This is a genomic window from Streptomyces sp. NPDC001493 (assembly GCF_053597235.1).
In genome coordinates this window covers 1-24,944 of record NZ_JBSFHV010000046.1, presented here as the reverse complement: position 1 = coordinate 24,944, position 24,944 = coordinate 1, and the positions used below count along the sequence as shown (strand labels likewise).

23 protein-coding genes and 1 pseudogene are annotated in these 24,944 nt (G+C 73.6%); 7 read left to right on the top strand and 17 right to left on the bottom strand.

The genetic code is table 11. The annotated features are described in order from the left end of the window. Positions 1–224 precede the first annotated feature (224 nt). A complete protein-coding gene (locus ACWCWD_RS36055; RefSeq protein ID WP_450779715.1) occupies positions 225–2,120 on the top strand; it encodes an anthranilate synthase family protein in 1,896 nt (631 codons plus the stop codon). Between the two features lie 57 nt (positions 2,121–2,177). Here the strand turns inward: ACWCWD_RS36055 and ACWCWD_RS36050 are convergent, their stop codons facing one another. The 4 genes from ACWCWD_RS36050 to ACWCWD_RS36035 form a co-directional block, all read right to left on the bottom strand. Then, complete coding sequence (locus ACWCWD_RS36050) at positions 2,178–3,182, bottom strand: 2-hydroxyacid dehydrogenase (RefSeq protein WP_450779713.1); 1,005 nt, start codon at positions 3,180–3,182, stop codon at positions 2,178–2,180. Between the two features lie 128 nt (positions 3,183–3,310). Next, positions 3,311–3,955 carry a response regulator gene (locus ACWCWD_RS36045; RefSeq protein ID WP_450779738.1) on the bottom strand — a complete coding sequence of 215 codons (645 nt, stop codon included), beginning with the start codon at positions 3,953–3,955 and terminating at the stop codon, positions 3,311–3,313. 116 nt (positions 3,956–4,071) lie between these two features. Next, positions 4,072–5,295 (bottom strand): MacS family sensor histidine kinase, encoded by a 1,224-nt coding sequence (gene macS / locus ACWCWD_RS36040; protein ID WP_450779711.1) that lies wholly within the window; start codon positions 5,293–5,295, stop codon positions 4,072–4,074. Between the two features lie 177 nt (positions 5,296–5,472). After that, positions 5,473–6,255, bottom strand: a complete 783-nt coding sequence (locus ACWCWD_RS36035; RefSeq protein ID WP_450779709.1) for a lysophospholipid acyltransferase family protein — start codon at positions 6,253–6,255, stop codon at positions 5,473–5,475. A gap of 223 nt (positions 6,256–6,478) precedes the next feature. Between ACWCWD_RS36035 and ACWCWD_RS36030 the strand changes: the two genes are divergently transcribed. Together ACWCWD_RS36030 and ACWCWD_RS36025 are read left to right on the top strand one after the other, a co-directional pair. Beyond that, the gene (locus tag ACWCWD_RS36030) at positions 6,479–7,258 is read left to right on the top strand and encodes an alpha/beta hydrolase (RefSeq protein ID WP_450779707.1); all 780 of its coding nucleotides are present in this window, start codon (positions 6,479–6,481) and stop codon (positions 7,256–7,258) included. Continuing rightward, positions 7,251–7,928: a hypothetical protein gene (locus ACWCWD_RS36025; RefSeq protein ID WP_450779705.1), complete on the top strand. Its 678-nt coding sequence runs from the start codon at positions 7,251–7,253 to the stop codon at positions 7,926–7,928. Before ACWCWD_RS36030 ends, ACWCWD_RS36025 begins: the two co-directional genes overlap by 8 nt. Positions 7,929–7,932: 4 nt before the next feature. On the opposite strand, the gene ACWCWD_RS36020 is transcribed toward ACWCWD_RS36025, so the two are convergent. The 6 genes from ACWCWD_RS36020 to ACWCWD_RS35995 all read right to left on the bottom strand — a co-directional run bounded on the left by ACWCWD_RS36020 (position 7,933) and on the right by ACWCWD_RS35995 (position 13,141). Continuing rightward, positions 7,933–8,706 (bottom strand): endonuclease/exonuclease/phosphatase family protein, encoded by a 774-nt coding sequence (locus ACWCWD_RS36020; protein WP_450779703.1) that lies wholly within the window; start codon positions 8,704–8,706, stop codon positions 7,933–7,935. Positions 8,707–8,796: 90 nt separating this feature from the next. After that, complete coding sequence (locus ACWCWD_RS36015) at positions 8,797–9,738, bottom strand: ROK family glucokinase (RefSeq protein WP_390962778.1); 942 nt, start codon at positions 9,736–9,738, stop codon at positions 8,797–8,799. Positions 9,739–9,812: 74 nt separating this feature from the next. Beyond that, complete coding sequence (locus tag ACWCWD_RS36010; RefSeq protein ID WP_450779701.1) at positions 9,813–10,304, bottom strand: DUF5304 domain-containing protein; 492 nt, start codon at positions 10,302–10,304, stop codon at positions 9,813–9,815. Between the two features lie 179 nt (positions 10,305–10,483). After that, a complete protein-coding gene (locus tag ACWCWD_RS36005; protein ID WP_450779699.1) occupies positions 10,484–11,707 on the bottom strand; it encodes an ArsA family ATPase in 1,224 nt (407 codons plus the stop codon). A gap of 4 nt (positions 11,708–11,711) precedes the next feature. Next, on the bottom strand, positions 11,712–12,161 hold the full coding sequence (locus ACWCWD_RS36000; RefSeq protein ID WP_386894228.1) for an SRPBCC family protein: 450 nt from the start codon (positions 12,159–12,161) through the stop codon (positions 11,712–11,714). 164 nt (positions 12,162–12,325) lie between these two features. Beyond that, positions 12,326–13,141 (bottom strand): metallophosphoesterase family protein, encoded by an 816-nt coding sequence (locus ACWCWD_RS35995; protein WP_450779696.1) that lies wholly within the window; start codon positions 13,139–13,141, stop codon positions 12,326–12,328. A gap of 275 nt (positions 13,142–13,416) precedes the next feature. Here ACWCWD_RS35995 and ACWCWD_RS35990 point away from each other — a divergent pair, with 275 nt between their 5' ends. After that, the gene (locus ACWCWD_RS35990; protein WP_450779694.1) at positions 13,417–15,213 is read left to right on the top strand and encodes an AMP-dependent synthetase/ligase; all 1,797 of its coding nucleotides are present in this window, start codon (positions 13,417–13,419) and stop codon (positions 15,211–15,213) included. Positions 15,214–15,279: 66 nt separating this feature from the next. On the opposite strand, the gene ACWCWD_RS35985 is transcribed toward ACWCWD_RS35990, so the two are convergent. Then, positions 15,280–16,422 carry a glycosyltransferase family 4 protein gene (locus tag ACWCWD_RS35985; protein ID WP_450779692.1) on the bottom strand — a complete coding sequence of 381 codons (1,143 nt, stop codon included), beginning with the start codon at positions 16,420–16,422 and terminating at the stop codon, positions 15,280–15,282. Positions 16,423–16,630: 208 nt separating this feature from the next. Between ACWCWD_RS35985 and ACWCWD_RS35980 the strand changes: the two genes are divergently transcribed. Continuing rightward, on the top strand, positions 16,631–17,935 hold the full coding sequence (locus ACWCWD_RS35980; protein ID WP_450779691.1) for a glycosyltransferase 87 family protein: 1,305 nt from the start codon (positions 16,631–16,633) through the stop codon (positions 17,933–17,935). Here ACWCWD_RS35980 and ACWCWD_RS35975 read toward each other — a convergent pair. The 5 genes from ACWCWD_RS35975 to ACWCWD_RS35955 form a co-directional block, all read right to left on the bottom strand. Beyond that, the gene (locus tag ACWCWD_RS35975; protein WP_450779689.1) at positions 17,911–19,206 is read right to left on the bottom strand and encodes a hypothetical protein; all 1,296 of its coding nucleotides are present in this window, start codon (positions 19,204–19,206) and stop codon (positions 17,911–17,913) included. The two genes, ACWCWD_RS35980 and ACWCWD_RS35975, sit on opposite strands and share 25 nt — an antisense overlap. A 16-nt stretch (positions 19,207–19,222) precedes the next feature. Then, on the bottom strand, positions 19,223–20,284 hold the full coding sequence (locus tag ACWCWD_RS35970) for an NlpC/P60 family protein (RefSeq protein ID WP_450779688.1): 1,062 nt from the start codon (positions 20,282–20,284) through the stop codon (positions 19,223–19,225). Between the two features lie 333 nt (positions 20,285–20,617). Then, entirely contained in the window at positions 20,618–21,643 is a 1,026-nt protein-coding gene (locus ACWCWD_RS35965) for an NlpC/P60 family protein (protein WP_450779686.1), read from the bottom strand. Between the two features lie 303 nt (positions 21,644–21,946). After that, positions 21,947–23,308, bottom strand: coding sequence for an NYN domain-containing protein (locus ACWCWD_RS35960; protein ID WP_450779736.1), 1,362 nt, complete (start codon positions 23,306–23,308; stop codon positions 21,947–21,949). Positions 23,309–23,344: 36 nt separating this feature from the next. Next, a complete protein-coding gene (locus ACWCWD_RS35955; protein WP_327175299.1) occupies positions 23,345–23,587 on the bottom strand; it encodes a hypothetical protein in 243 nt (80 codons plus the stop codon). Positions 23,588–23,774: 187 nt separating this feature from the next. On the opposite strand from ACWCWD_RS35955, the gene ACWCWD_RS35950 reads away from it, so the two are divergent. Further along, positions 23,775–24,527 (top strand): rhomboid family intramembrane serine protease, encoded by a 753-nt coding sequence (locus tag ACWCWD_RS35950; RefSeq protein WP_450779684.1) that lies wholly within the window; start codon positions 23,775–23,777, stop codon positions 24,525–24,527. Further along, entirely contained in the window at positions 24,524–24,805 is a 282-nt protein-coding gene (locus ACWCWD_RS35945; protein ID WP_173262987.1) for an Lrp/AsnC family transcriptional regulator, read from the top strand. The genes ACWCWD_RS35950 and ACWCWD_RS35945 overlap by 4 nt, the downstream gene beginning before the upstream one ends. Here ACWCWD_RS35945 and ACWCWD_RS35940 read toward each other — a convergent pair. Further along, positions 24,702–24,944 (bottom strand): annotated as a pseudogene (locus tag ACWCWD_RS35940) (hypothetical protein); the annotation flags it as partial. The gene ACWCWD_RS35945 and the pseudogene ACWCWD_RS35940 sit on opposite strands and share 104 nt — an antisense overlap.

Sequence of the window (24,944 nt, the reverse complement as noted above, 5' to 3'; positions counted from 1 at the left end):
AACAGTTGAGACGATTGCTCGCATGATCGTGCGCTGTGACGCTAGTATCGGCGCATGTTCACGCACACGACCCGGAACTGGTGGTGGCCCGCTCGACGGCGGCCCGCTGACAGTTCGCGCTGAACATTTCGCGAAGGCCGCCCCGAGGGGCGGCCTTTTCTGCGTTCGCGGAGCGGTTCCTCCCCCTGGGAAACCCCTTGGAAATCCCCTTGGAAGGAACGCTCATGCCGCACCGCGCCGCCTCTCTCGTCCACCGTCTCCTCCGTGACGACGCCCCGCCCTTCGCCCTGCTGCGCCGCCGCACGCCCGGCCGCGACCACGACACCGTCGAGGTGCTGACCGGCGAGGTCCGGGAGGTGGCGCACCTCGCCGAACTGCCGGTGGGCGAGCTGCCCTCGCTGGCCCTGGTGCCCTACCGGCAGATCGCCGAGCGGGACTTCGAGGTGACCGACGACGGGACGCCGCTCGCGGTGCTGGTCGCCGACGAGTCGTACGAGCTGCCGCTCGACGAGGTGCTGGCGGCGCTGCCCCCGCACGAGGTACGGGTGACGGGCGGCGCGTTCGACGTGCCGGACGAGGAGTACGCGGGGATCGTCCGGCGGGTGATCGAGGACGAGATCGGGCAGGGCGAGGGTGCGAACTTCGTGATCCGGCGCACGTTCCGGGGCGAGATCCCCGGCTACGGCCGGGCGGACGCGCTGGCGCTCTTCCGCAGACTGCTGGAGGGCGAGCGCGGCGCGTACTGGACGTTCGTGGTGCACACCGGCGGCCCCCGGGGGCGCACCCTGGTCGGCGCCAGCCCGGAGGTCCACGTCCGGATGTCCGGCGGCACGGTGGTGATGAACCCGATCAGCGGGACGTACCGCTACCCGGAGCAGGGCCCGACCGTCGAGAGCCTGCTGGACTTCCTCGCCGACCGCAAGGAGACCGAGGAGCTCTCCATGGTGGTCGACGAGGAACTCAAGATGATGTGCACGGTCGGCGACATGGGCGGGGTGGTGGTCGGGCCCCGGCTGAAGGAGATGGCCCACCTCGCCCACACCGAGTACGAGCTGCGCGGGAAGTCGACGCTGGACGTGCGGGAGGTGCTGAAGGAGACCATGTTCGCGGCGACCGTCACCGGCTCCCCCGTGCAGAACGCGTGCCGCGTGATCCGGCGGTACGAGCCCACCGGGCGCGGCTACTACAGCGGCGCGCTGGCGCTGCTGCGCCGGGACGCGAACGGCGCCCAGACCCTCGACTCGCCGATCCTGATCCGTACGGCCGACATCACGGCCGACGGCGGGCTCGCGGTGGCGGTGGGCGCCACCCTCGTACGCCACTCGGACCCGGACGGCGAGGTCGCCGAGACCCACGCCAAGGCGGCGGGGGTGCTGGCGGCTCTCGGGGTGCGGCCGGGGCGGCGGCCGCAGGAGCGGACCGGGCCGCAGCTGGCCGCCGATCCCCGGGTGCAGTCGGCGCTGGACGACCGGCGGGGCGGGCTGGCGCCGTTCTGGCTGCGGATGCAGGAGCCGGCCCGGGCGATGTCGGGCCACGCTCTGGTGGTGGACGGCGAGGACACCTTCACCTCGATGCTGGCGCATCTGCTGCGCGCCTCGGGCCTCGACGTGTCGGTCCTCCGGTTCGACGCCCCGGAGTTGCGGGAGACCGTCCGGGCGCACCGGGGGCCGGTGGTGCTGGGCCCCGGGCCGGGCAACCCGGGCGATCCCACCGACGCCAAGATGGTGCTGCTGCGCTCGGTCGCGGCGGAGCTGGTGCGCGATCACCGGGACGGGCTGCTGGGCGTGTGCCTGGGCCACGAGCTGATCGCGGCGGAGCTGGGCCTGGAGGTGGTGCGCAAGGCGGTACCGCATCAGGGGGCGCAGACGCGGATCGAGCTGTTCGGCCGGCCGGAGACGGTGGGGTTCTACAACAGCTTCGCGGCGCGGTGCGACGACGCCGCCACCGCCGAGCTGGGCGCGCACGGCATCGAGGTGAGCCGGGACGGGGCCACCGGTGAGCTGTACGCGCTGCGCGGCGACGGGTTCGCCTCGGTGCAGTTCCACCCGGAGTCGGTGCTGACGCTGCGGGGTTCGGCGATCGTCACCGAGCTGCTGGCGGGGCTGCCGGTTCGCGGCTGAACACGCGGAGCCGGTGCCCGTCGGCGGGAACGACGGGCACCGGCTCCCGCGCCGCGCTCACTTCTCCGGGGCCGCCGGCACCAGGACGTTGTCGCCGCGGCGTCCCGAGAGGTAGTCGTCGACGTTGGCGGCGGTGGCGTCGATGATCTGGCCGACCGCGTCCTCGGTGTAGTACGCCTGGTGGGAGGTGACCAGGACGTTCGGGAAGGTCAGCAGACGGGCGAGGGTGTCGTCGTCGATGCCCTCCAGCGACTTGTCCAGGAAGAAGAGCCCCGCCTCCTCCTCGTACACGTCGAGGCCGACGCCGAGGAAGTGGCCCGAGCGGAGTTCGGTGACCAGGGCGCGGGTGTCGACCAGGCCGCCCCGGCTGGAGTTGATGAGGATCGCGTCGTGCTTCATCAGCGCCATGGCCCGCTGGTCGATGAGGTGGTGGGTGGCGGGCAGCAGGGGGACGTGCAGGCTGATGAGGTCGGCCTCCGCGAAGAGCTGGTCCTTCTCGACGTACCGCATGCCCAGCTCCACGCAGGCGGGGTTCTCGGCGACGTCCCAGCCGAGCAGGTTCATGCCGAATCCGTGGGCGATCCGGGTGAACGCCTCACCGATCTTGCCGGTGCCGATCACCCCGGCCGTGCGGCCGTGCATGTCCCGGCCGAGGAGTCCGGCGAGCCGGAAGTCGAAGTCGCGGGTACGGGTCGCGGCGCGGATGACCTTGCGGTTCACGGCCATCGCCAGGGTCCACGCGAACTCGGCGACGGAGTAGGGCGAGTAGTACGAGACCCGGGCGACGCGCAGGCCGAGCGACCCGGCGACCTCCAGGTCGATGTTGTTGAAGCCGGTGGACCGCTGGGCGATCATCCGGGTGCCGCCGGCCGCCAGGGTCCGGAGCACCTGGGCGCCGAGGTCCGCGTTGACGCTGGTGGAGATCACCTCGTACCCCGCCGCGAGGGCAGCCGTGTCCGGGGTGAGGAACACCTCCAGGCAGCGGACCTCGTGCTTCCCGGCGAACGCCTTCTCGATCAGGGGCTTCTCGTCGGCCTGCACACCGAATGCCAGGATTTCCACGGTGTCTCCCGTTGGTGCTGCGGTACGGCACATGACCCGGTCACCGCGAATATACGGCCGGGTGACCGGGTGCGCCGCTCGGCGGCGGCCGGGGCGGGACCCGCCCCGGCCGGTCCGCCGGACTCCGCTCACACGTCGTCGAGGCCGCGCTCGATGGCGTACCGGACCAGCTCCACCCGGTTGTGCAGCTGCAGCTTGCCGAGGGTGTTCTGGACGTGGTTCTGGACCGTGCGGTGCGAGATCACCAGACGCTCGGCGATCTGCTTGTACGACAGACCCTTGGCGACCAGCCGGAGCACCTCGGTCTCCCGGTCGGTCAGGCGCGGCGCCTTCGGGTCGTCGGGGGCCGCCGGGGCAGGGTCGGAGGCGAGCCTGCGGTACTCGCCGAGCACGAGTCCGGCCAGCCCCGGGGTGAAGACCGGGTCGCCGGCCGCGGTCGAGCGGACCGCCTCGGTCAGCTCCCGGGTGCTGGCCGACTTCAGCAGATAGCCGGTGGCCCCGGACTTCACCGCCTCCAGCACGTCGGCGTGCTCCCCGCTGGCGGAGAGCACCAGCACCCGCAGGCCGGGGTGGTGCGCCACGAGCTCCTTGCAGACCTGGACCCCGGGCAGGCCCGGCAGGTTCAGGTCGAGTACGAGGACGTCGGGCCGGACCGCATGGGCGCGGCGGACGGCCCCCGGGCCGTCGCCGGCGGTCGCGACGACGTCGAACCCGGACTCGGCCAGGTCGCGGGCGACGGCGTCGCGCCACATCGGGTGGTCGTCCACCACCATGACCTTGACGACCGTGCCGTCGGCGCGGGTCTGCGGCCGGGGCCCTGGGACGCCCGCCTCGCCCGGCGCCGCCGGTGCGTCCGTTCCGTCCGGTGTGCCCGGTGCTGTCGGTGTACTCATCGGATCGATCCTGCCTTCCCCCGTGGGGCCTTCGGAACCTTCAACTCGACTTCGGTGCCCTGGCCCGGCACCGAGATCACCTCTGCCGTGCCGCCCAGGTCGCGCAGCCGCCCGCGTATGGAGAGGGCCACGCCGAGCCGGCCCTCGCCCTCGGCCTCGGCCAGCCGCCCTTCCGGGATGCCCGGTCCGTCGTCCCGGACCGTGACGACCACCTCGCCGGGCTCGTCCTCGACCAGGATCCACGCCTGCGCGTCCTGTCCCGCGTGGGCCCGCACGTTGTCCAGGGCGGCTCCGGTGGCGGCGGCGAGCTCCCGCGCCGCGTCGGACGGCATCAGGACCGGGGCGCCGGGCTCCGCGAAGCTGACCCGGGAGCCCGCGTGCGGGGCGAGCAGGGTCCGCAGATCGATGTCGGGGGCGTCGGCGGGCGACTCCTCCGCCGTGACGGTACGGACGACGGCGCCCTGCGCGGTGTCCTCGGAGACCCGGGTGGTGGGCACCAGACCGCTGGAGACGAGGGTGCGCAGGGCGATCTCCTGCTCCCCTGCCATCCGGCCCAGCTCGGCGGCCTCACCGCCGAGGGCGGTGCCCCGGCGCTGGACCATGGCGAGGACCTGGAGCACGCTGTCGTGGATGTCACGGGCCAGCCGCTCCCGCTCGCGGGTCGCGGCCTCGATCTCCAGGGCGCGGGCGAGGGTGCGCTCACTGGCGCGGGCGACCTCGACGACGTACCCGATCGCTATCGAGGCGACCCAGACCAGCAGGACGTTGTGGAGGGTGTCCCGGCTGGGCTCGGCGCGCTCGACGAGGTTGGCGGCCGCCACGAGCGTGGACGCGAAGGCGGCCCACCGCCAGCCGCCCTTCAGCGCGAAGGCCAGCACCGCCCCGGCGGTCCAGATCGACGGCAGCGTCGACCCGTCGACGTGGTGGGCGTCGAGATCGGCGACCGGGGTGAGCAGGATGCCGGTGAGCGCCACCACCAGGTCCGCGCCGAGGAACGGCCGTGTGCAACTGGCCGCGTTGGCGACCCGGGGCAGGGTGAGCAGCGTCCACACCGCCATCACGGCGAGGAACCCGAAGGCCACCGCGGGCCGTTCGAAATCCGCACGCCCTATGACGGCCAGCGCCACGGCGTAGACCGTCGTCAGCACCCGGTATCCGGTCAGCGCTCGCCACAGCGGCTGCTCGACCGACATCCGTACGACCCGCTCGCGCCCGGCCATCTCCCCCACCCCCCGCGGTCCGCGCCCCCGTCGGCCGGACCTTCTCTCTCCACCGCCGCCGCGGACACCCGCTGCCCGACGGCACCCGTCGCCGCGGGCATCCGCCGCGACCGGCACGCGACGCCGCGAACACCCGCCGCCGCCCGCCGCCTTCGCCGGTCGTCCCGGCGACGCCCGCTACCGCGTGGGCGGTTCCGGCGTCGAGCGCTTCTCGTCCCGCGCCGCCTGCTTCTGCTCCATCGCGGCCTGTTTCTGTTCCTGTGCGGCCGCTTTGGCCTCGTCCGCGATCCGGCGCTTGGCGGCCGTCGCGTAGACGTCCACGTACTCCTGCCCGGAGAGCTTCATGATTTCGTACATGACCTCGTCCGTCAGTGAACGGAGGATGAACCGGTCGCCCTGCATGCCCTGGTAGCGGGAGAAGTCCAGCGGCTTGCCGATCCGGATGCCGGGCCGCAGGAGTTTGGGGATCACCTGGCCGGGCGGCTGGATCTTCTCCGTGTCGATCATCGCGACCGGGATGACGGGCGCGCCGGTGGCCAGCGCCACCCGGGCGAGGCCGCCGGGCTTGCCCCGGTAGAGGCGGCCGTCCGGCGAGCGGGTGCCCTCGGGGTAGATGCCGAAGAGCCCGCCGCCCTCGACCACCTTGATGCCGGCGCGGATCGCGGCCTCACCGGCGCCCCTGGCCCCGGAGCGGTCGACGGGCAGCTGGCCGACGCCCTTGAAGAAGGCCGCGGTGAGCTTGCCCTTCACTCCGGGCGCGGTGAAGTACTCGGCCTTGGCGATGAAGGTGACCTTGCGGTCCAGGACGGCCGGCAGGAAGAAGGAGTCGGAGAAGGACAGATGGTTGCTCGCGAGGATCGCCGGTCCGGTGAGGGGGATGTTCTCCAGGCCCTCGACCCACGGCCTGAAGGCGAGCTTCAGGGATCCCCCGAGGGAGAAGTGCATCGCGCCGTAGATCAACTCGGGTGCCTCCTGTGTCCTGTGCCACGACCTTACCCGCGCGCGGGCCGCCGTTGCCGCACGGTGCGCGGGCTGCCCCGTGCCGGTGGCGCGACGGCCCTGGTCGGTGTCGGCCCGGTCGCGTACGGTGAAGTCATTCGTCTCGCGGGTGCCCCGTACGCCCCCTCGCAAGCCCCCCACGCACTCCCCCGCCCGAGCCCAGCCTCACGAACAGGAGTCACCGGTGCCGGTCCTCCCTGGAGCCGAGCCGTTCCGCCACGAGGGCGGAGAGGTCGGCGTCCTCCTCTGTCATGGCTTCACCGGATCGCCCCAGTCGCTGCGCCCGTGGGCCGACTACCTCGCCGCGCGCGGGTACACCGTGTCGCTGCCGCTGCTGCCGGGGCACGGCACCCGGTGGGAGGACATGGCGGTCACCGGCTGGCAGGACTGGTACGCCGAGCTGGACCGGGAGTTGCGGGTGCTGCGGGAGAGGTGCGCGCGGGTCTTCGTCTTCGGCCTCTCCATGGGCGGGGCGCTGGCGCTGCGGCTGGCCGCGCGGCACGGCGACGCGGTCGGCGGGCTGGTGCTGGTCAACCCGGCGAACAAGGTGCACGGCCTGTCCGCGTACGCCCTGCCGGTCGCCCGCCACCTCGTCCGTACGACGAAGGGCCTGGCCGGGGACATCGCGCTGGAGGGCGCGCACGAGGTGGGTTACGACCGGGTGCCGCTGCACTCCGCCCACTCGCTGCGCCGGTTCCTGCGGATCGTCGACGCCGAACTCCCGCAGGTGACACAGCCGGTGCTGCTGCTGCACAGCTCGCAGGACCACGTGGTGCCGCCCGCCGACACGGCCCGCATCCTCAGCAGGGTGTCCTCGCGGGACGTCGAGGAGGTGCTGCTGGAACAGAGTTACCACGTCGCGACGTTGGACCATGACGCGGAGCGGATCTTCGACGAGAGCCACCGGTTCCTCGCCCGTCTCGCGTCCGCAGTCGCGGAGAAGGGGGGTACGTCCGGTGGCTGAGCAGGACGCGGACCGCACGGGCAGTGACGAGGAGCGCGAACCGCCGCAGGCGGAGGGGCAGACGGCCGCGCCCGGGAGTACGGACGAGGGGCGTCCCGCCGACGCGCCCCGGGACGAGGTGGGCCCGCTGGACGAGGAGGCCGCCTGGGCCGCGATCGTCGCGGGGTACGGCGAGGAGCCGCCGGACCCGCCGGGCGCCAAGCCCTTCAAGCCGGTGGAGGACCTCGCCCTGCCGGACGAGGATCTGATCAACGTCACGGACGACGAGGACCGGCCCGGGGCCCCGGCGGACAAGGGCAACGACAAGAGCGGGCTGGGCAGTTCGGTGGTCTTCGCCCCCGGCGTCGGCGGTCCCCGCGACCACGTGCTGCCGGACGCGGATTCCGGCGGCGCCGACGACGAGGACGACGACGACCCCGAGGGGCACTTCGTGCCGCCGGAGCCGCCGCCGCTCCCGGAGGCGGACGCCACGTCGAAGTTCGCCTGGCTCGGGGTGGTCGGCGGCCCGGTGCTGATGCTCCTCGCGGTGCTGCTGGGCTGGGAGATGACCTGGTGGCTGACGACCGTCTGCATCGGCGGATTCCTCGGCGGCTGCGCCACCCTGGTGGCACGGATGCCGCACGACGACGACGAGGACCTGGGCGACCCGGGGCACGGCGCCGTCGTCTGAACCGTCAGGCCCCGTCGCCCTCGTGAGCGGCGGCCGGCACCCGGAGGGCGGCCAGGACCGGCAGATGGTCCGTGGCCGCCCGCAGATCGGCGTCGCCGACGCCGGGGAGCCCGGCCGGGACCCCGCAGCCGAGGACCTCGATGCCGTCCGTGGTGAGGACGGCATCGATGCGGCGCACCGGCCCGTCGGCCGGGAAGGTGTGCTCCCCTCCCCAGGGCCGTACCGCCCAGCCGTCGTGGAGCCGCCCGGTGATCAGCCGGAACGCGTCCCCGGCCGGTACGTCGTTGAGGTCGCCGCCCACCACCGCGTGCCCGACGCCCATCGCCTCCACCCGCTCCAGCAGCGCCCGGGCCTGGGCGAGGCGTTCGTCCGGCCGCAGGCTCAGATGGCAGCTGACCACACCGAGCCGGGTTCCGGCGATCCGTACCACCGCCGTCGCGAAGCCCCTGCGGTGGAGCCCGGGGGTGCGCGGCAGCAGGACGTCCTCGGTGCGTTCGACGGTGGCGCGCAGGGAGCAGAGCAGCAGGGGGCCGGCGGCGGTGGCGCCGCCGGAGAGGATGACCAGGTCGGTGGCGGCGGCGAGCCGGGCGGCGGCCTTGCGCCAGCGGAAGAAGCGCGGCGCCTCCTGGACGAACACCAGGTCGGGGGCGCAGGCGCGGATGACGCGGGCCAGCGCGGCGGGGTCGTCGCGCAGCGAGCGGATGTTGTAGCTGAGGACCCGGACGACGGCCGAACCGTCGTCCTCGGTACGGGAGTCGGGCAGCGGCGTCAGAACCATGCGGGCCACGATACGACGGACGCCCGCCGTGCCCCTGGGGGCGCGGCGGGCGTCCGTTCGGATCGCGCGTGGTGCGGTCGGGTGCCGGGGTCAGCCCTGGCGGGCCAGGTCGGCGGCGCCGACCAGTCCGGCCTTGCCGCCGAGCTGGGCGGCGAGGACCTGGGCGTGCGGACGCCACTCGCCACCGATCAGCCAGCGGCGGAACGACTTGCGGATCGGGTCCAGGACCAGTTCGCCCTCGTCGGAGACACCGCCGCCGACGATGAAGGCGGACGGGTCGAAGAGGGAGGCCAGGTCGGCCAGGCCCGCGCCGGCCCAGCGGGCCAGCTCGCGGAACGAGTCGATGGCCACCGCGTCGCCCTGACGGGCCGCCTCGCTGATGTGCTTGCCCTCGATGCCCTCGACCGTGCCGTCGCCGAGCGACAGCAGGACGGCGGCGTTCTCCGGGGTCGCGTTGGCGCGCTGCCGGGCGTACCGGACCAGGGCGCGGCCGGAGGCGTACTGCTCCCAGCAGCCCTGGCTGCCGCAGCCGCAGAGCAGACCGTCCGGGACGACCCGGATGTGGCCGAATTCGGCCGCTACGCCGAAGCGTCCGCGCCGCAGCTTGTTGCCGATGATGATGCCGCCACCGAGACCGGTGCCGAGCGTGATGCAGATGACGTCGTCGTGGCCCTTGCCCGCGCCGAAGCGGTACTCGCCCCAGGCCGCCGCGTTCGCGTCGTTCTCGACGACGACGGGGAGGCCGACACGCTGTTCGACCTCGTCCTTGAGCGGCTCGTGGCGCCAGTCGATGTTCGGTGCGAAGAGCACGGTCGCACGCTTGTCGTCGACGTATCCGGCCGCGCCGATGCCGACCGCTTCGATGGTGTGGCCCTCGCGCGCACCGTCCACGGCCGAGCAGATGGCGTCGACGATGCCCGAGGCCGTCGGCGGGGTCGGTACTTTGAACATCGAGAGGATCTGGCCCTCTTCGTCGACCACTCCAGCCGCGATCTTCGTGCCGCCGATATCGACGCCGATGGTGAGTCCCATGAATCCCTCAGTTCCGGTCGAGCCCCGCTGGGTCAACCGTACCCGAGAAGGCGGCCGGAATTTCCGGCCAGGGCTCAGTCCAGGTCGATGTGTTCGCTCGCCGACGGCCCGTCCGAGGGCCGGTCGCGGGGGTCGGAGGGGTCGCCGGCGGCCCGGCCGGGCGTGTCGGCGGGGCGGCCGGCTCCGCCGGAGGCGCCCTCGGTGGTCCGCGTCCAGCGGCCCTCCTGACCCTCGACGGCGGAACGGTACGCGGCCAGCAGCTCGTTGCCCGCGGCGGCGAGGTGGTCGAAGATCTCCGGATTGCGCTCGATGACCGGTTCGACCGCCGACTTGGCCTGCTGGATGACCTGCTGCACCGCGCCCTGGGCGGCGGTGCCTAGCAGCGGCGAGGAGAACGCGCCGAGCTTCCCGGCCACCGCGTCGACCAGCTTGCGCAGCTCCTCGGCGGCGGAAGCGGGCGGCGGCCCGTAGGTGGCACGGCGGCGGGCCTTCTCGGCCTCCAGGTCCTCGGCGCAGGCATCGGCCCACGCGTCGTCGTCGGCGGGACGATCGGTGGCTTCACTCATGGCGGGCTCCTGCGACGCGGATGACGTACTACCGACGGTACCCGAACGGAGGTCGTCCGTTCAGGGGCAGCGCGGGCGGGCCGCCGGGCGGCCGGTCCGCGGGAGGGCAGGGGCCGACCGTCAGAGGCAGCGCGGGCGCGGGGAGCGGACCGGCCGCGGCCGGAGCGCGGTGCCGGCCGTCAGGGCGTACGCGGCCAGAGCGACGGGTCCGGGGTGAAGCGGACGCGCAGTACCCCGTCGCGGAGGGCGGCTCCGGCGACGGTGCAGCGGCGGAGCGCGGACTCCAGGCGGACGCTGCGGCGGAAGGGGCCGACGGCGAGGAGGATCTCGTCCCCGCGGCGGACGAGCCGCAGACCGGACTTGACCGCTCCGGGCAGCGGCAGGCACCAGACGAAGCCCTCGGGGCCGTCGGGGCCGTCGTGCGGTGCCCGTTCGGTCCACCAGGGGTCGTCGGCGCGACCGGCCGGGCGGTCGTCGGGGGCGGGAATCCCGAGCAGGTCCAGGTCCTCGGCGGTGCGGGGGTCGTGGCCGAGGTGGGGGGCCTCGTACAGCTCCTCGGCGGCGGGGGTCCCGGGCCGGGGCGCCCGGTCCTCGTACCAGCGGGCGAGGGTCTTCTCCTGCTGGGCGGCGAGGCCGGCGAACCAGGGGTCGGCGGAGTGGCGCGGCAGCAGGCGGTTGGCGACCAGCAGGTCGGTGCGCAGGCCGTGCAGCGCGAACCCGGTGCGGGCGGCGCGCAGGGCGTCCTCGGCGGCGGGTCCGGGCTCGGCGACCAGCCGGAGGGTGGTGGAGCGGTCCTCGATCAGCGCCTCGACCTCGGCGAGTTCGGCGTCCTTGCGGGCGGCGGCCGCGTACAGCCACTGCGCGGGCATCGGGACCCCGGCGAGCTGGGCGAGCACCGGGCGCAGCGCGCGGGCGGCCTGCCGTTCCTGGGGCAGCAGGCGGCGCAGGTAGCGGCGGAGCTGGCCGGGGAGGGCGAGCAGGGCGATGGCCTCGGTCAGGGGCGGCAGGGCGACGACGAGGGTGTCGTATCCGGCCTCCGACCAGTCGCCGGAGGCGGCCCGGTGCAGGGTGTGCAGGAGGGCGAGTTCGCCGCTGCCGGGGAGTTCGGTGAGTTCCTCGGCGTCCATGCGGCCGGCGCCGAGGAGGTCGAAGACGGCGGAGGCGCGTTCCTGGAGAGCGAGGAGTTCGGTGCGGAAGTGCGCGCCGGAGTCGGTGAGCGCGTGGTCCAGGAGGTCGCCCGCGGCGACGGGCCCGGGGTCGTCCGGGAAGCCGGGGCCACCGGGCACACGGTCGCGGGTGACCAGCAGGGTGCGGCGGCCGGCCCGGGCCGAGGCCCGTGCGGTGGCCGCCGCGACGGTGGTGGTGCCGGCGCCGCCGGGCCCGGTGACCAGGACCGTGCGCACCGGGTCAGCCCTGCGGGGCGGACTCGACGCGCTTCTTCAGACCGGCGAGCGCGCGGTCGATGATGACCTTCTCCGCCTTGCGCTTGATCATGCCGAGGAGCGGGATCTTGACGTCGACGGCGAGGCGGTAGGTGACCTCGGTGCGCTCGCCGCCGGCGAGGGGCGCCAGCGCGTAGGTGCCGTCGAGGGACCGCAGCATCTGGGACTTGACGAGGCTCCAGCTGACCTCGTCGTCGCCCTTCCAGGTGTAGGCGAGGACGTGGTCGTCCTTGATGGCTCCGGCGTCGAGGACCAGGCGGACCTGCTCGGCGCGGCCCTGGTCGTCGGTGGCCAGCACCTCGGCCTCCTTCACCTCGCCGGTCCACTCCGGGTAGCGGGCGAAGTCGGCGATCACGCTCATCACGTCGGCCGGTGCCGCCTCGATCGTGATGCTCGAGCTGGTGTGTTCAGCCATCGCCGTGGCCCTCCATGCGCTGTGCCGGTCCGTTCTCGGCAGGAGCCTGCCGGGTGCAGGCTATCGCGTGTGCGCGCGGGGGTGTCCGGCGGCTCTCACCGGGCGGGCGGCTCGCGCTGCCGACCGGTCCGGCGGCCCTCACCACCGGCCGGTTCCCGCCGCTCTCACCACTGGAGCGCCCACGGCCGGCCGGTGGAGGCGAAGTGGCCGACGTTGACGCACTCGGTCGCGCCGATCCGCATCCGGCGGGCCAGCGGCTGGTGGACGTGGCCGAAGAGGGCGTACCGGGGGCGGGTGCGGCGGATGGCGTCCAGCAGGGCGCGGCTGCCGCGTTCGAAGCGGCGGGCGACGGTGTCGTAGACGAGTTCCGGCACCTCGGGCGGGATGTGGGTGCAGAGGACGTCGACCTCGCCGACCGCCTCCACCTTGGCGGCGTACTCCTCGTCGCTGATTTCGAACGGGGTGTTCATCGGGGTCCTGAGACCGCCGCCGACGAATCCGAAGACGCGGCCGCCGATCTCGACGCGCTGGCCGTCCAGGACGGTGGTGCCGGGTCCGGCGTACTCGGGCCAGAGGGTGGGGACGTCGACGTTGCCGTAGGTGGCGTACGTCGGGGTCGGCATGGCCGCGAACATCTCGGCGTACTGCTTGCGGACCGCGCCGAGGATGGCGGCGTTGCGGTCCATGCCCGCCCAGAGCTCGCGGCCGAAGTCGCGGGCCTCCTCGTAGCGGCGGGCGGTGCGCAGGGCCACGATGCGGTCGGCGTTCTCCACGCCGAAGAGGTCGGGGAAGATGCCGCGCGAGTGGTCGGCGTAGTCGAGGAAGAGCACCAGGTCGCCGAGGCAGATGAGGGCGTCGGCGCCGTCGCCCGCGCGGGCCAGCGCCTCGGTGTTGCCGTGGACGTCGCTCACCACATGGACGCGGGTGGTGCCGCGAGCGGCCACCGGGGTGCCCGTCGCTCCCTCTTCTCCTGCACGCATGAGCTCACCCTAGTCAGCCCCTCATGGCCTGAACAGGGCGTCGGACCTGCGGTTACTTCCGAGTCCGGAGACGGGTGGTCTAGGGTTCCCGGAACGACGGCCTCTGTATGTGATGCATAAGACATCTGTCCTGCTCCTCTATCCGGAAGCACTACCGGTGGGTAACGTCCGGGCAGTCCAGTCGTGCTCACCCCACTGAGCACCTGCCAATCGTGGACCGCTTCCGGTGCGTCACACAGAGCCGTGGCACCGGAGCCCGATGAGGAGCAGCAGTCTTGCGCGAGTTCAGCCTTCCGGCCCTGTACGAGGTCCCCACGGACGGCAACCTGACCGATCTCATCCGCCGCAACGCCGCTCAGCATCCCGCCACCGCGGTGATGAGCCGCAAGGTGGCCGGTGTGTGGACGGACGTCACCGCGACGCAGTTCCTGGCCGAGGTCAGATCCGCCGCCAAGGGCCTCGTCGCGGCCGGGGTGCAGCCGGGCGACCGGGTCGCCCTGATGTCGCGCACCCGCTTCGAGTGGGTCCTCCTCGACTTCGCCATCTGGACCGCGGGCGCGGTGACCGTACCGGTGTACGAGACCAGCTCGCCCGAGCAGATCCAGTGGATCCTCGGTGACTCCGGCGCGGTCGCGGTGATCGTGGAGAGCGACGCGCACGCCGCGTCGGTCGCCTCGGTCCGGGGGCGCCTGCCGGAGCTCAAGCAGGTCTGGCAGATCGACCGGGGCGCGGTGGAGGAGCTGAACGCCGCCGGCGCGGAGGTCTCCGAGGAGACCGTGGACATCAGGACGACCACCGCGAAGGCCGACGATCCGGCCACCATCGTCTACACCTCCGGGACCACCGGCCGTCCCAAGGGCTGTGTGCTCACCCACCGGAGCTTCTTCGCCGAGTGCGGCAACGTCGTGGAGCGGCTGAAGCCCCTCTTCCGTACCGGGGAGTGCTCGGTACTGCTCTTCCTCCCCGCCGCGCACGTCTTCGGCCGGCTGGTGGAGGTGGCGGCCGTGATGGCGCCGATCAAGCTCGGCTGCGTACCGGACATCAAGAACCTCACCGACGAGCTGGCCGCGTTCCGGCCGACGCTGATCCTCGGCGTGCCGCGCGTCTTCGAGAAGGTCTACAACGCGGCCCGCGCCAAGGCGCAGGGCGACGGCAAGGGCCGGATCTTCGACCGTGCCGCGTCGACGGCCATCGCCTACAGCCAGGCGCTGAGCACCCCGAAGGGCGCCTCCCTCGGCCTGCGGCTGAAGCACAAGCTCTTCGACAAGCTCGTCTACGGCAAGCTCCGCGCGGTCCTCGGCGGGCGCGGCGAGTACGCGATCTCCGGCGGCGCCCCGCTCGGCGAGCGGCTGGGCCACTTCTACCGGGGCATCGGCTTCACCGTCCTGGAGGGCTACGGCCTCACCGAGAGCTGCGCGGCCACCGCCTTCAACCCGTGGGACCGGCCGAAGATCGGTACGGTCGGCCAGCCGCTGCCCGGCTCCGTGGTGCGGATCGCCGACGACGGCGAGGTCCTGCTCCACGGCGAGCACCTGTTCGCGGGGTACTGGGGGAACGAGGCGGCGACCGCCGAGGCGCTGGCGGACGGCTGGTTCCACACCGGTGACATCGGCACCCTGGACGAGGACGGCTACCTCGCGATCACCGGCCGCAAGAAGGAGATCATCGTGACGGCGGGCGGCAAGAACGTCGCCCCCGCGGTGATCGAGGACCGCATCCGCGCCCACGCCCTGGTGGCCGAGTGCATGGTGGTGGGCGACGGGCGGCCGTTCGTCGGCGCGCTGGTCACGCTGGACGAGGAGTTCCTCGGCCGCTGGGCCGAGGAGCACGGCAAGCCCGCCGGTTCGACGGCCCGCTCGCTGCGCGAGGACGCCGAGCTGCTGGCGGAGATCCAGCGGGCGGTGGACGACGGGAACGCGGCGGTCTCCAAGGCCGAGTCGGTGCGCAAGTTCCGTGTTCTGGACGCCCAGTTCACCGAGGAGGCGGGGCACATCACGCCCTCGCTGAAGCTGAAGCGGAACGTCGTCGCGAAGGACTTCGCCCACGAGATCGAGTCGATCTACGGCGGCTGATCCGGACGGTACGACGGAGGGAGGCCCGCACACGCGTGCGGGCCTCCCTCCGTCGTACCGCGAGGCTCAGAGCAGCGTGCGGAGCTTCTCGGCGAGCAGGTCCCAGCGCCACTTCTCCTCGACCCACTCCCGTCCCCGCTCCCCCATCCGGCGGCGCAGCTCCGCGTCGCCGAGCAGGGTGACGATCCGGTCGGCGGTGTCCTCGGCGTCGCCGCCGCGCACCACCCAGCCGGTCTCGCCGTCCAGGACCGCGTCGGGCGCCCCGCCGGAGTCGCCCGCCACCACCGGCAGCCCGGTCGCGGAGGCTTCCAGGTAGACGATGCCGAGGCCCTCCACGTCGAGGCCGCCGCGCCGGGTCCGGCACGGCATGGCGAAGACGTCGCCGGCGCCGTAGTGCGCGGGGAGCTCCTCCCAGGGCACGGAGCCGGTGAAGCGTACGGAGCGGCTCACCCCGGTCTCGGCGGCGAGCTTCTCCAGGTCCTTGGCGTACGGGCCGCCGCCGACGATCAGGAGCACGGTGTCGGGGTGGCGGGCCAGGATCGCGGGCATGGCGAGGATCAGCGTGTCCTGGCCCTTGCGCGGCACCAGCCGGGAGACGCAGACGACGACGGGCCGGTCGGTGAGCCCCAGCCGGGCCCTGACCCGGTCGCCGCCGGACGCCGGGTGGAAGGTCTTCTCGTCGACGCCGGGCGGGAGTTGCACCATCCGTCCGGCTGCCTCGGGGGTGAGCGCGGCGGCGATCCGGGACCGGGTGTACTCACCGAGGTACGTGATCGTGTCGGTGCCCTCCCCGATGCGGCGCAGCAGTTGCCGGGAGGCGGGGAGCTGGGCCCAGCCGGCCTCGTGGCCGTGGGTGGTGGCGACGAGCCGGCGGGCCCCGGCCCGGCGCAGCGCGGGGGCCATCAGGCCGAGCGGGGCGGCGGCGCCGAACCAGACGGAGGTGCAGCCGTGCTCCCGCAGCAGCCCGGCCGCGCGCCGGGTGACCCGGGGGGTGGGCAGCAGCATCGTCGTGCGGTCGCGGACCACGGTGAAGGGCTGGTCGGCGTCGAAGTCGGCGGTTGCCCGTACGCCCTCCTCGCTCCGTTTCCAGGTGGAGGCGTAGACGACGAGCTGCCCGGGGTCCAGCCGCAGGGCCATGTTGTGCAGGAAGGCCTGGATGCCACCGGGGCGGGGCGGGAAGTCGTTGGTCACGATCAAGGTCTTGTCCATCGCCGCCGACAGTAACGGACCCGCCGCGCGCGACGGACCTCCCCGTGTCGGGTCGGTCCCGGGCGACCCGTGTCGGGTCGGTCCCGGGTGACGGGCCGGCGTCCCGTCGCGGTCCGGCCCCCCGGCTTCCGGCCGCGCCTCGGTCCCGCGCACAGCGGGGCCCGGCATCATGGCTGACCGGACGTACGGCACGAGGGGCGGATCAGCCATGACGGGACGGGCCGGCACCTGCGGGGTCCTCGCGGTCTGGACGCTGACCAGGGCGGCGCTGCTGCTCTGCGTGCTGAAGGTGGTGACGGTCCCGGGCCCGGACGTCACCGTGGACGTCTCGGTGATCTACCACGGCTGGTACGAGGTGCTGCGCACCGGCGTCTTCCCCGCGGGCGACGTCACCTGGCAGTACCCGCCGGCGGCGGCGCTGCCGGTGCTGGCTCCCGCGCTGCTGCCGTTCCTGGAGTACGCGACCGCGTTCTCCGTGCTCGTGCTGGTCTGCGACGCGCTGGTGCTCGGGCTGCTGCTGCGGGCGGGTTCCCGGCCCGGTGCGCGGCGCGCGGGCGCCTGGGTCTGGGTGGCGGGCGTACCGCTGCTGGGCCCGACGGTCTACGCCCGGTACGACCTGATGGTGACGGCGGTCGCGGTGGCGGGGCTGCTGGCCGGGGTGCGCAGGCCGAGGGTGCTGGGGGCGCTGGCGGCGTTCGGGGCGCTGCTGAAGGTGTGGCCGGCGCTGGTGCTGGTGGGGACGGCCCCCGGGCGGGCGACCCGGCGCGCGTGGTCGGCGGCGGTGGTGGTGGCCGGGGTGCTGGCGGCGGGGTTCTGGGCGGCGGTGCCGGGGGCGTTCGCGTTCCTCGCGTACCAGCGGGACCGGGGCACCGAGATCGAGTCGCTGGGCGGGGTGGTGCTCCATCTGGCGCGGTGGTCGGGCTGGCCGGGGTGGATCGAACTGCACTACGGCTCGATGGAGTTCCTCGGCCCGCGGGTGGAGCTGGTGTCGGCGCTGGCGCTGGGGCTGAGCGCGGCGGCGTTCGGCTGGCTGCTGGTGTGGCGGCTGCGGGCGCGTACCTTCGCGGCGCACACCGCGGCGGACGCGGCGTTCACGGCGGTGCTGCTGTTCACGACGACGAGCCGGGTGATCAGCCCGCAGTACCTGGTCTGGCTGGTGGGTCTCGCGGCGGTCTGCCTGGTCCTCCGGGGCAGCCGGTCGGGCCTGCCCGCCTGCCTGGTCCTGTCGGCCTGCCCGGTGACCTTCCTGGAGTTCCCGCTGGGCTTCGGGCACGTGGTGGCGAGCGACGGTACGGGCGTGGCCCTGCTCCTCGTACGGAACGGCCTGCTGGTCGCGGCGACGGTGGTCGCGTCGGTGCGGCTGTGGCGCGGGACCGGACCGGTGGCCGCCCCGGACAAGGCCCCGGACAAGGCCCCGGACGAGGCCCCGGACAGGGCCCCCGGCAGGACCCCCGACCGGGCCGGCACGGAGGCCGGGGAGCCGGTGCCTCAGCCGAGCCGCTCGGTGAGGTAGTCGCGCCAGCGGGTGGTGAACTCCCGCTCGCCGATGCCGAGGACCTTCTCCATCGCGGTGTCCACCGCCCCCTCGCGCCCGTCGTGCGCCCCCACCGCCCGGTACAGGTCGGTGAGCGCGTCCTCGCCCCACTCCTCGGCGACGAGCACGCAGGCGAGCCAGCCGCCCTCGTACGCCCGCGCCAGCGCGTCCGCGTCCCGGTCGAAGGCGAAGTCGTCGTCCGCGGGGAGCGCGGCGTGCAGGTTCCGGGCGCGGACGGCGGTGGCGAGTTCGGGCGCGATCTCGTCGGCCGTACGGTCCTCCTGCCGGTACGCGGCCCAGTCGGCGAACCCCTCGGAGAGCCAGAGCGGGGTGGCGGCGGTGGTGGACGTCCGGGTCGCCACGTGCGTGGTCTCGTGGGTGAGGACGACCCGGCGGCCGAAGGTGCCGAGGCCGGCGTACGCCTCCGGGTTGACGACGACCCGGTCGGCGAGGCCCGGCCGCCCGTTCCCGCTGGAGACCGCGCCGGTGGTCACCGCCGCTATCCCCCGGTAGCTCCCGTCCGGCGAGCCGAGGAGCTCCGCCATGGCCCCGGTGGAGGCGGGCACGAGGTAGACCACCCGCGCCGCCCAGGAGTCCGGCCAGGCGGCGGAGACCGCCGGGACCGCGTGGTCGGCGGTCTCCGCGATCTCGCGGAGCTCCTCCGCCGGGCGGCCGACGCCGAGGACGAGGCTGTGGGTGCCGTGCACCGCGGTCACCGGGCCCTGGTCCCAGAGCGGTACGGCGGCGTCCTTCGCGGGCCGGTCGGCCGTGAGGTACCAGGACCCTCCGGAGCCGTCCCGGGCGAGCTCCAGGGTGCGGCGGGCAGTCGCGGGGGCGGTGTCGAAGCCCGCGACGCGATAGTCCAGCTCGACGTCGGCGGTGACCCGGTCGGTGCCCCGCGGGGTCACCGACTTCACCGTGTACGTCCAGGACCGCAGCGGTACCTGCGCCAGGTCGGCCAGCGAGGTGCGCTGGGCGGTGCGCAGCGCGGTGGCGTCCGGGTCGACCACGGCCAGGTAGGCGGCGGTGTCGTGGTGCAGCACGGCGGCGGCCCGCCGGTCGAGGACCGCGGTGATCTCCCCGGCGGTGGCGGAGTCCGCCGAGCGGTCGGGGGCGGCACACCCCCCGGCGGCCAGGAGCCCGGCCAGCAGCAGCGCGACGAGCGGGCCGCCCGCCGCACGCCGGGTCGGGCCCCGGCCGCGGGGGCGGTCCCGCCGCGCGTCGGGCCGGGGTGCCGCCAGTTCTGCCATTCAGCCGATCGTACGGTCAGACCCGGGTGACCGAGGAGACGGGCATCATGCCGACGGGGTCGTAGCGGACCGCGGCGCCGGGGTAGGGGGCGTGGATGACCTGGCCGTTCCCGGCGTACATGGCGATGTGGCTGGCGTCGGCCCGGTAGGCGACGAGGTCGCCGGGGAGTGCCTGGGAGAGCGGCACCATGCGGCCCGCGTACCGCTGGGCCTGGGAGGTGCGCGGCAGGCTGACGCCCGCGCGGGCGTAGGCCCACTGCATGAGCCCGGAGCAGTCGAAGCCGCTGGGGCCGTTGGCTCCCCAGACGTACGGGCGGCCGAGCGCCTGCTGGGCGGCGGCCAGGGCGGCGAGGGCCCGCGCCGAGCCGGGGAGGCCGGCGGCGGCCGCGCGGAGGGCGTCCAGGTCCCCGGTGCCGCCCGGGTCGGAGGGGCGGCCGGAGCGGGACGCGCGGCCGTCGTGGGCGGCGCGCTGCTCGGGGGGAAGGGTGGCCAGCAGCCGGCGGGCCTCGGCGAGCTTGGACTCGACGGTTCGTTTGTGGCGTGCCACGGCGGCGCGGCTGCGCTCCAGGTCCCGCAGGTCGTCCGCGGCCTCGGCGCGGATCTGGTCGAGCTTCTGGCGGGTGCGGCGGAGCTTGTCGAGCGCGAGCGCCTGGCGGGCGCCGAGCCGGTCGAGGGTGGCGGCCCGGTCGAGGAAGGTGTCCGGGTCCGAGGAGAAGAGCAGGGCCAGGGCGGGGTCGAGGGCGCCCTCGCGGTACTGCGCCCCGGCGATAGCTCCGAGGCCCCCGCGCATCCCGTTGAGGGCGTCCTGGGTGCGTGCGGCGGCCTCCTGGGCCCTGGCGACCTCGTCGCGGAGCCGGCCGGCCTCCTCGCCGGCCCGGTTGAACCCTTCGGTGGCCTGCTCCGCCTCGCGGTACAGCTGGTCGACGCGGGCCCTGGTGGCATCCCGGTCGTGCGGGGCCGCCGCGTTCGCCGGGGCCCCGGTGAGGCCGGCGGCGGCGCTCGCCGCGGCCGCCGTGAGGACCGTGGCGCGGACGCCCCGGTTGAGGCCGGACTGGGTGGGACGGCGATGGGAGACCACGGGAGCCGTACTCCTTCCGCTGCGCACGTACGCACGCGGCCCCCTGCCACCCGGGACGGGTGGGACGACGGACGGGAGCCGCACAGCAGACAGACAGTAATCGTCCGGTTACACCGCGACCAAGGACCGGCCGGGGGGCGCGAGGGGCGAAACGGCTCCGCCCCGGCGGTGACCTGGGTCTCCGTCGGGGCGGGGCGTCGTGCGGGGGCGAACCGATTCGCCCGTTCGGGCGTCGGGAACCGGGCGCCGGACACCGAGTGTCAGGTACGGGGAGCGTCAGACACCGGGCGCCGGGCGCCGGAGTTCAGGCACCCGGGCGTCGGGCGCCGGGCGTCAAATGCGGACGCCGACCTGGAAGCTGCCGATGGTGTTCATCGACTCGTAGCGGACGTACGCGCCGGGGTGCGGGGCGTGCAGCACCGTGTTGTTGCCCGCGTAGAGGGCCACGTGCTCGGTGTTGTTGAAGAACACCAGGTCGCCCGGCTTCAGCTGGCTGCGGCCGATCTGGGTGCCCTGGTTGATCTGGGTGTACGTGGTGCGGGTGATCGCGACACCGGCCTGCGCGTAGGCCCACTGCGTGAGGCCCGAACAGTCGAACGAACTGGGGCCCGTACCGCCGGAGACGTACGGCTTGCCGATCTGCGTCGCGGCGTTGGCGAGGGCGGCGGCGCCGAGGGCGGAGGCGGGGACCTCGTTGCCCAGGTCGACGCGGCTGCCCGCGGACCGGCTGGCACGCGCGTCATCGTCGGCCATCTTCTGGCGCTCGGCGGCGGTGAGGGTGTTCAGCAGGGCCTGCGCGTCGGAGAGCTTCTTCTGGAACTTCTTCTTGTTCGCACCGAGGGCGTCGCGGACCTCGGAGAGCTCGGAGAGCTTCGCCTGGGCCTCCTTGCGCTCCTGGGCGAGGGAGCGCTGCTTGGCCTGGATCTTCTCCAGCGACGCGGCCTGCTTGGCCGTGAGGCTGTCCAGCGCCGACGCCTGGTCGAGGAAGCTGTCGGGGTCCGAGGAGAAGAAGAGCTGCACGGAGGGGTCGATGCCACCGGAGCGGTACTGCGCGGTGGCGAGCGAACCGAGTTCGCCGCGGAGGCTGTTGAGGTCGGCCTGCTCACGGGCGACCTTGTCCTGGAGGGCGTCGACCTCCTTCTCCAGCTTCTGCTGCTGCTCCTTGGCCCCGTTGTACTTCTCGGTGGCGGCCTCGGCCTCGCCGTAGAGCTTGTCGACCTTCGCCTTGACCTCGCTCTTGGTCGGCTTGGGATCGGCGTGCGCGGCCTGGGCGGAGAGGGCCACGGCGGCTGCGGCGGTCGCGGTGAGCACGGTCACACGGGTGCGGCTCGGCTGCTTGGGTCGACGGTGGGACGCCACGAAGGCGAGCTCCTTCTTCCTCAGAGCCGCCTACCAGGACGGAGGGCAGAACACCCGGTACGACCCGGCTCCGCGCACATCACGGACTCGGCGGTTCCTTCGCCGCCACCCCGAATGAGTGATCTACCGTGCGAAGGTTCGAGCCCCGACCCTAGTGACCTGGCTGTGATCAGTTCAAATCCTCCCTGGAAAATATTCGTCACACCCGGCGTTTCCGAGCCCCCGACGCACGGCGCGTAGCCGGGAATTGACGATACGTTTCCCGAAAAGGGATCACACCCGCTCGTACCGGCTCACGCGGAACTAAACGCGCGAAAGCCGCTTCAGGAGCAAGGCGGACGCCACGGGCCGGGCACCGGCCTTGGCCACCCCGTCCGCCACCTCCCGGTCGGTGGAGACCACCACGACGGGCCGCCCCGGCGGTTCGGCACGGGCCAGTTGGCGGATCAGCTCGTCGGCGGTCACCCCCGCCTTGCTGAAGAGCACCCGCACCCCGCGCGGCGGCGCGAGCAGCACCGGCACGGCCAGCTCCGCCCCGTCGAACACACAGGTCATCTCGGCGCCGGTCTGCGCGGCGAGCATCGACAGCCCGCCCAGCAGTCTCAACCGCTGCTTCTCCAGCGGCATCTGGGGATAGCCGGTCTTGGTGACGTTGTAGCCGTCGATGATCAGATGCGCCTGCGGAAGTGCCAGCAGCTGGTCGAGGAGTGCTGGATCGGTCTCCGAAAGCGCCCGCGCGGCGATGTCCTTGGGCGACATCCGGCCCGGCTCGACCGCGTCGACCCCGTCCGCCGGACGGGAGGTCGACGGCGGCAGCGCGAGCTCGCGGCGGAGCCCCGCTGCGGCGTCGAGCACGGTGTCCAGCAGCAGCCGCAGCCGCATGTCCTCGACCGAACGGCCCTCGCGGGCGGCCCTGCGGCTCGCCTCCACGGCCGTCTCGGCCTCCGCCAGGCGGGTCTTGAGCCGGCGGGTCTCGCTCTCCGCCTGGGAGACCTGCGCCGCCGCCTCGGCGCGTACCGCGTCCGCCTCGGCGGCGGCCCGGCGCAGCGCGGCCTCGCTGCGCTTGACCTCACTGAGGGCGCTGCGCAGCTTGCGGTGGAGCGACTCGGACTCCTTGCGGGCGGCGTCCAGTTCGGCGCGGAGCCGCTCGGTGTCGGTCTTCGTCTGGCCGCGCGCCTGCGCCAGCTCTTCGCGCAAACGTTCCGTCTCGCGCCGGCTCTCGTCGTCGGCGCGCTCCGCGGTGGCCCGCTGGACCTCCTCGCCGGCGGCCTGCACCAGCTTGACCCAGCCGACCGGGCGCAGCACGTACGCGGCTGCGGCGACGTCCACCGGATCGGCGGCGGCCGGCGGCGCTCCGGCCTCCAGGGCACGGGCCAGCTCCGGCTGGGCCGCCGCGATCCGTTCGCCGATGCGCCCGCGGAAGCGCGCGTCGCCCTCCAGCGCGGCGGCCATGGCGTTCCCGGCGAACTTGGCGCGCCGGGTCGGGGTGAAGCGGGCGTACTGCCGCAGCTGCGCGGGCAGTTCGCCGACCGTCAGACCCCCGAAGGCGTCCGAGACCAGCGAGACGACCCGCCGCCGCACTCCCTCGGGCAGCGGGCGGTCGAGCGCCTCGACGGCGCCGTCGGCCCCATCGGCCGGATCAGCGCCGTTGGTCGGCTGCTCCACCATCCGTCACCCCATCATGTCCGTGGTGCGACTCCGTCAGGAGTCGGCACCTGGCCTGTCCACCAGTTCGATCTGGTCCACCGCGCTGCACCAGCGGCAGCGGACCGATTCGATCGTCTCACTGACGACCTCCCGCTCCTCGACACTGGCGTCACCGGCCAGGTCGAGGTGGACGTACTCCACCACCTTCGACGACCGCGTCACGTCGAAACGCGTGAGGTTCCCGCAGAGCGTGCAGCGCCAGCGGGTCGCGTCGGTCGGCTGGGGAACCGTCGTCATCGTGCCGTCCTCTTTCGTCGTCGGGCCTCGTGCCGTCCCGGACGGGGCCCGTCCTGTCCTGCCTCAAGGATCTCGCGGTGCGCCGTCGAACTGCGGGTGTCCTGGGGCAACCCTACGGCCTCGCGCCCCGCCGACGGCACGGCGAGGCGGCCCGTACCGTTCCGTCCCGGTACGTCATGCTCCGTACATGATCGAACGGCGTGACGCGGGCCCGCTGGGCGCGGTACGGAGACTCCGCCTCCCGGCGGCGGCGGGCGGTGCCCCCGTCACGTACGGCCTGATGGCCGTGTGCTGCCTGGTCTTCCTCGCCGGCCCGGTCTCCGGGTTCGGCCCCTCCTACGGCACCGCCGACGCGGCTCTCGCCGCCCAGGCCGGCTACTTCGAGCGGTGGGGGGTGATCCCCGCCGAACTGTGGGACGGCTCCGCGCACGCGTGGCTCACCCCGTTCACGGCGCTCTTCGTGCACGGTGGCTGGCTCCACCTGCTGGGCAACATGCTCTTCCTGCACGTGTTCGGCGCCATGGCCGAGGAGCGGATGGGCCACCTCGGCTTCGCCCTCTTCTACACGGGCTGCGGCTATCTGACCCTGGTGGTCTACGCGGCGGCGTACGCGGACTCCGAACAGACGCTGGTCGGCGCCTCGGGGGCGATCTCGGCGGTGCTGGGGGCGTTCCTCCGCCTCTTCCCCCGGGCACGGGTCACCAGCATCTTCCCGTTCCTCCTCTTCCTGCCGCTCCGCTTCCCCGCCTGGATCGTGCTCCTCTTCTGGTTCGCCCTCCAGTGGCTGGCGGCCCGCACCGCGGGGAGCGGTCCGGGCGTGGCCTATCTGGCGCATGTGGCCGGGTTCGCCGCCGGATTCGTCCTGGCCCGGGGGGTTCACCGGCGTGGGGCTAGAGTGAAGACACCAGCCACGGCCACCGAGGGAGAAAGCCAGCCGTGATCACCGCGATCGTCCTCATCAAAACCAGCGTCGACCGGATTCCGGAGATCGCCGAGTCCATCGCGGCGCTGGACAGCGTCAGCGAGGTCTTCTCGGTCACCGGTACGTACGACCTGATCGCCATGGTCAGGGTGGCGCGCCACGACGACCTCGCCGAGGTCATCCCCGGCCGGATCAGCAAGATCCCCGGTGTCGAGGCCACCGACACGCACGTGGCCTTCCGTACGTACTCCCAGCACGACCTGGAAGCCGCCTTCGCCATCGGCCTCGACGCGTAACCACCGCTCGCGGAGCGGCCCTCGGCAGCACTTCGGCCGGGGACGGGCAACAGCCCTTCTCCCAGCGGCGGACCCGGTGGTTCACCCACGGCAGCGCGGTCAGCCCGGTCGGGCCCGCCTGGCCGGAGTCCTGCTGGAT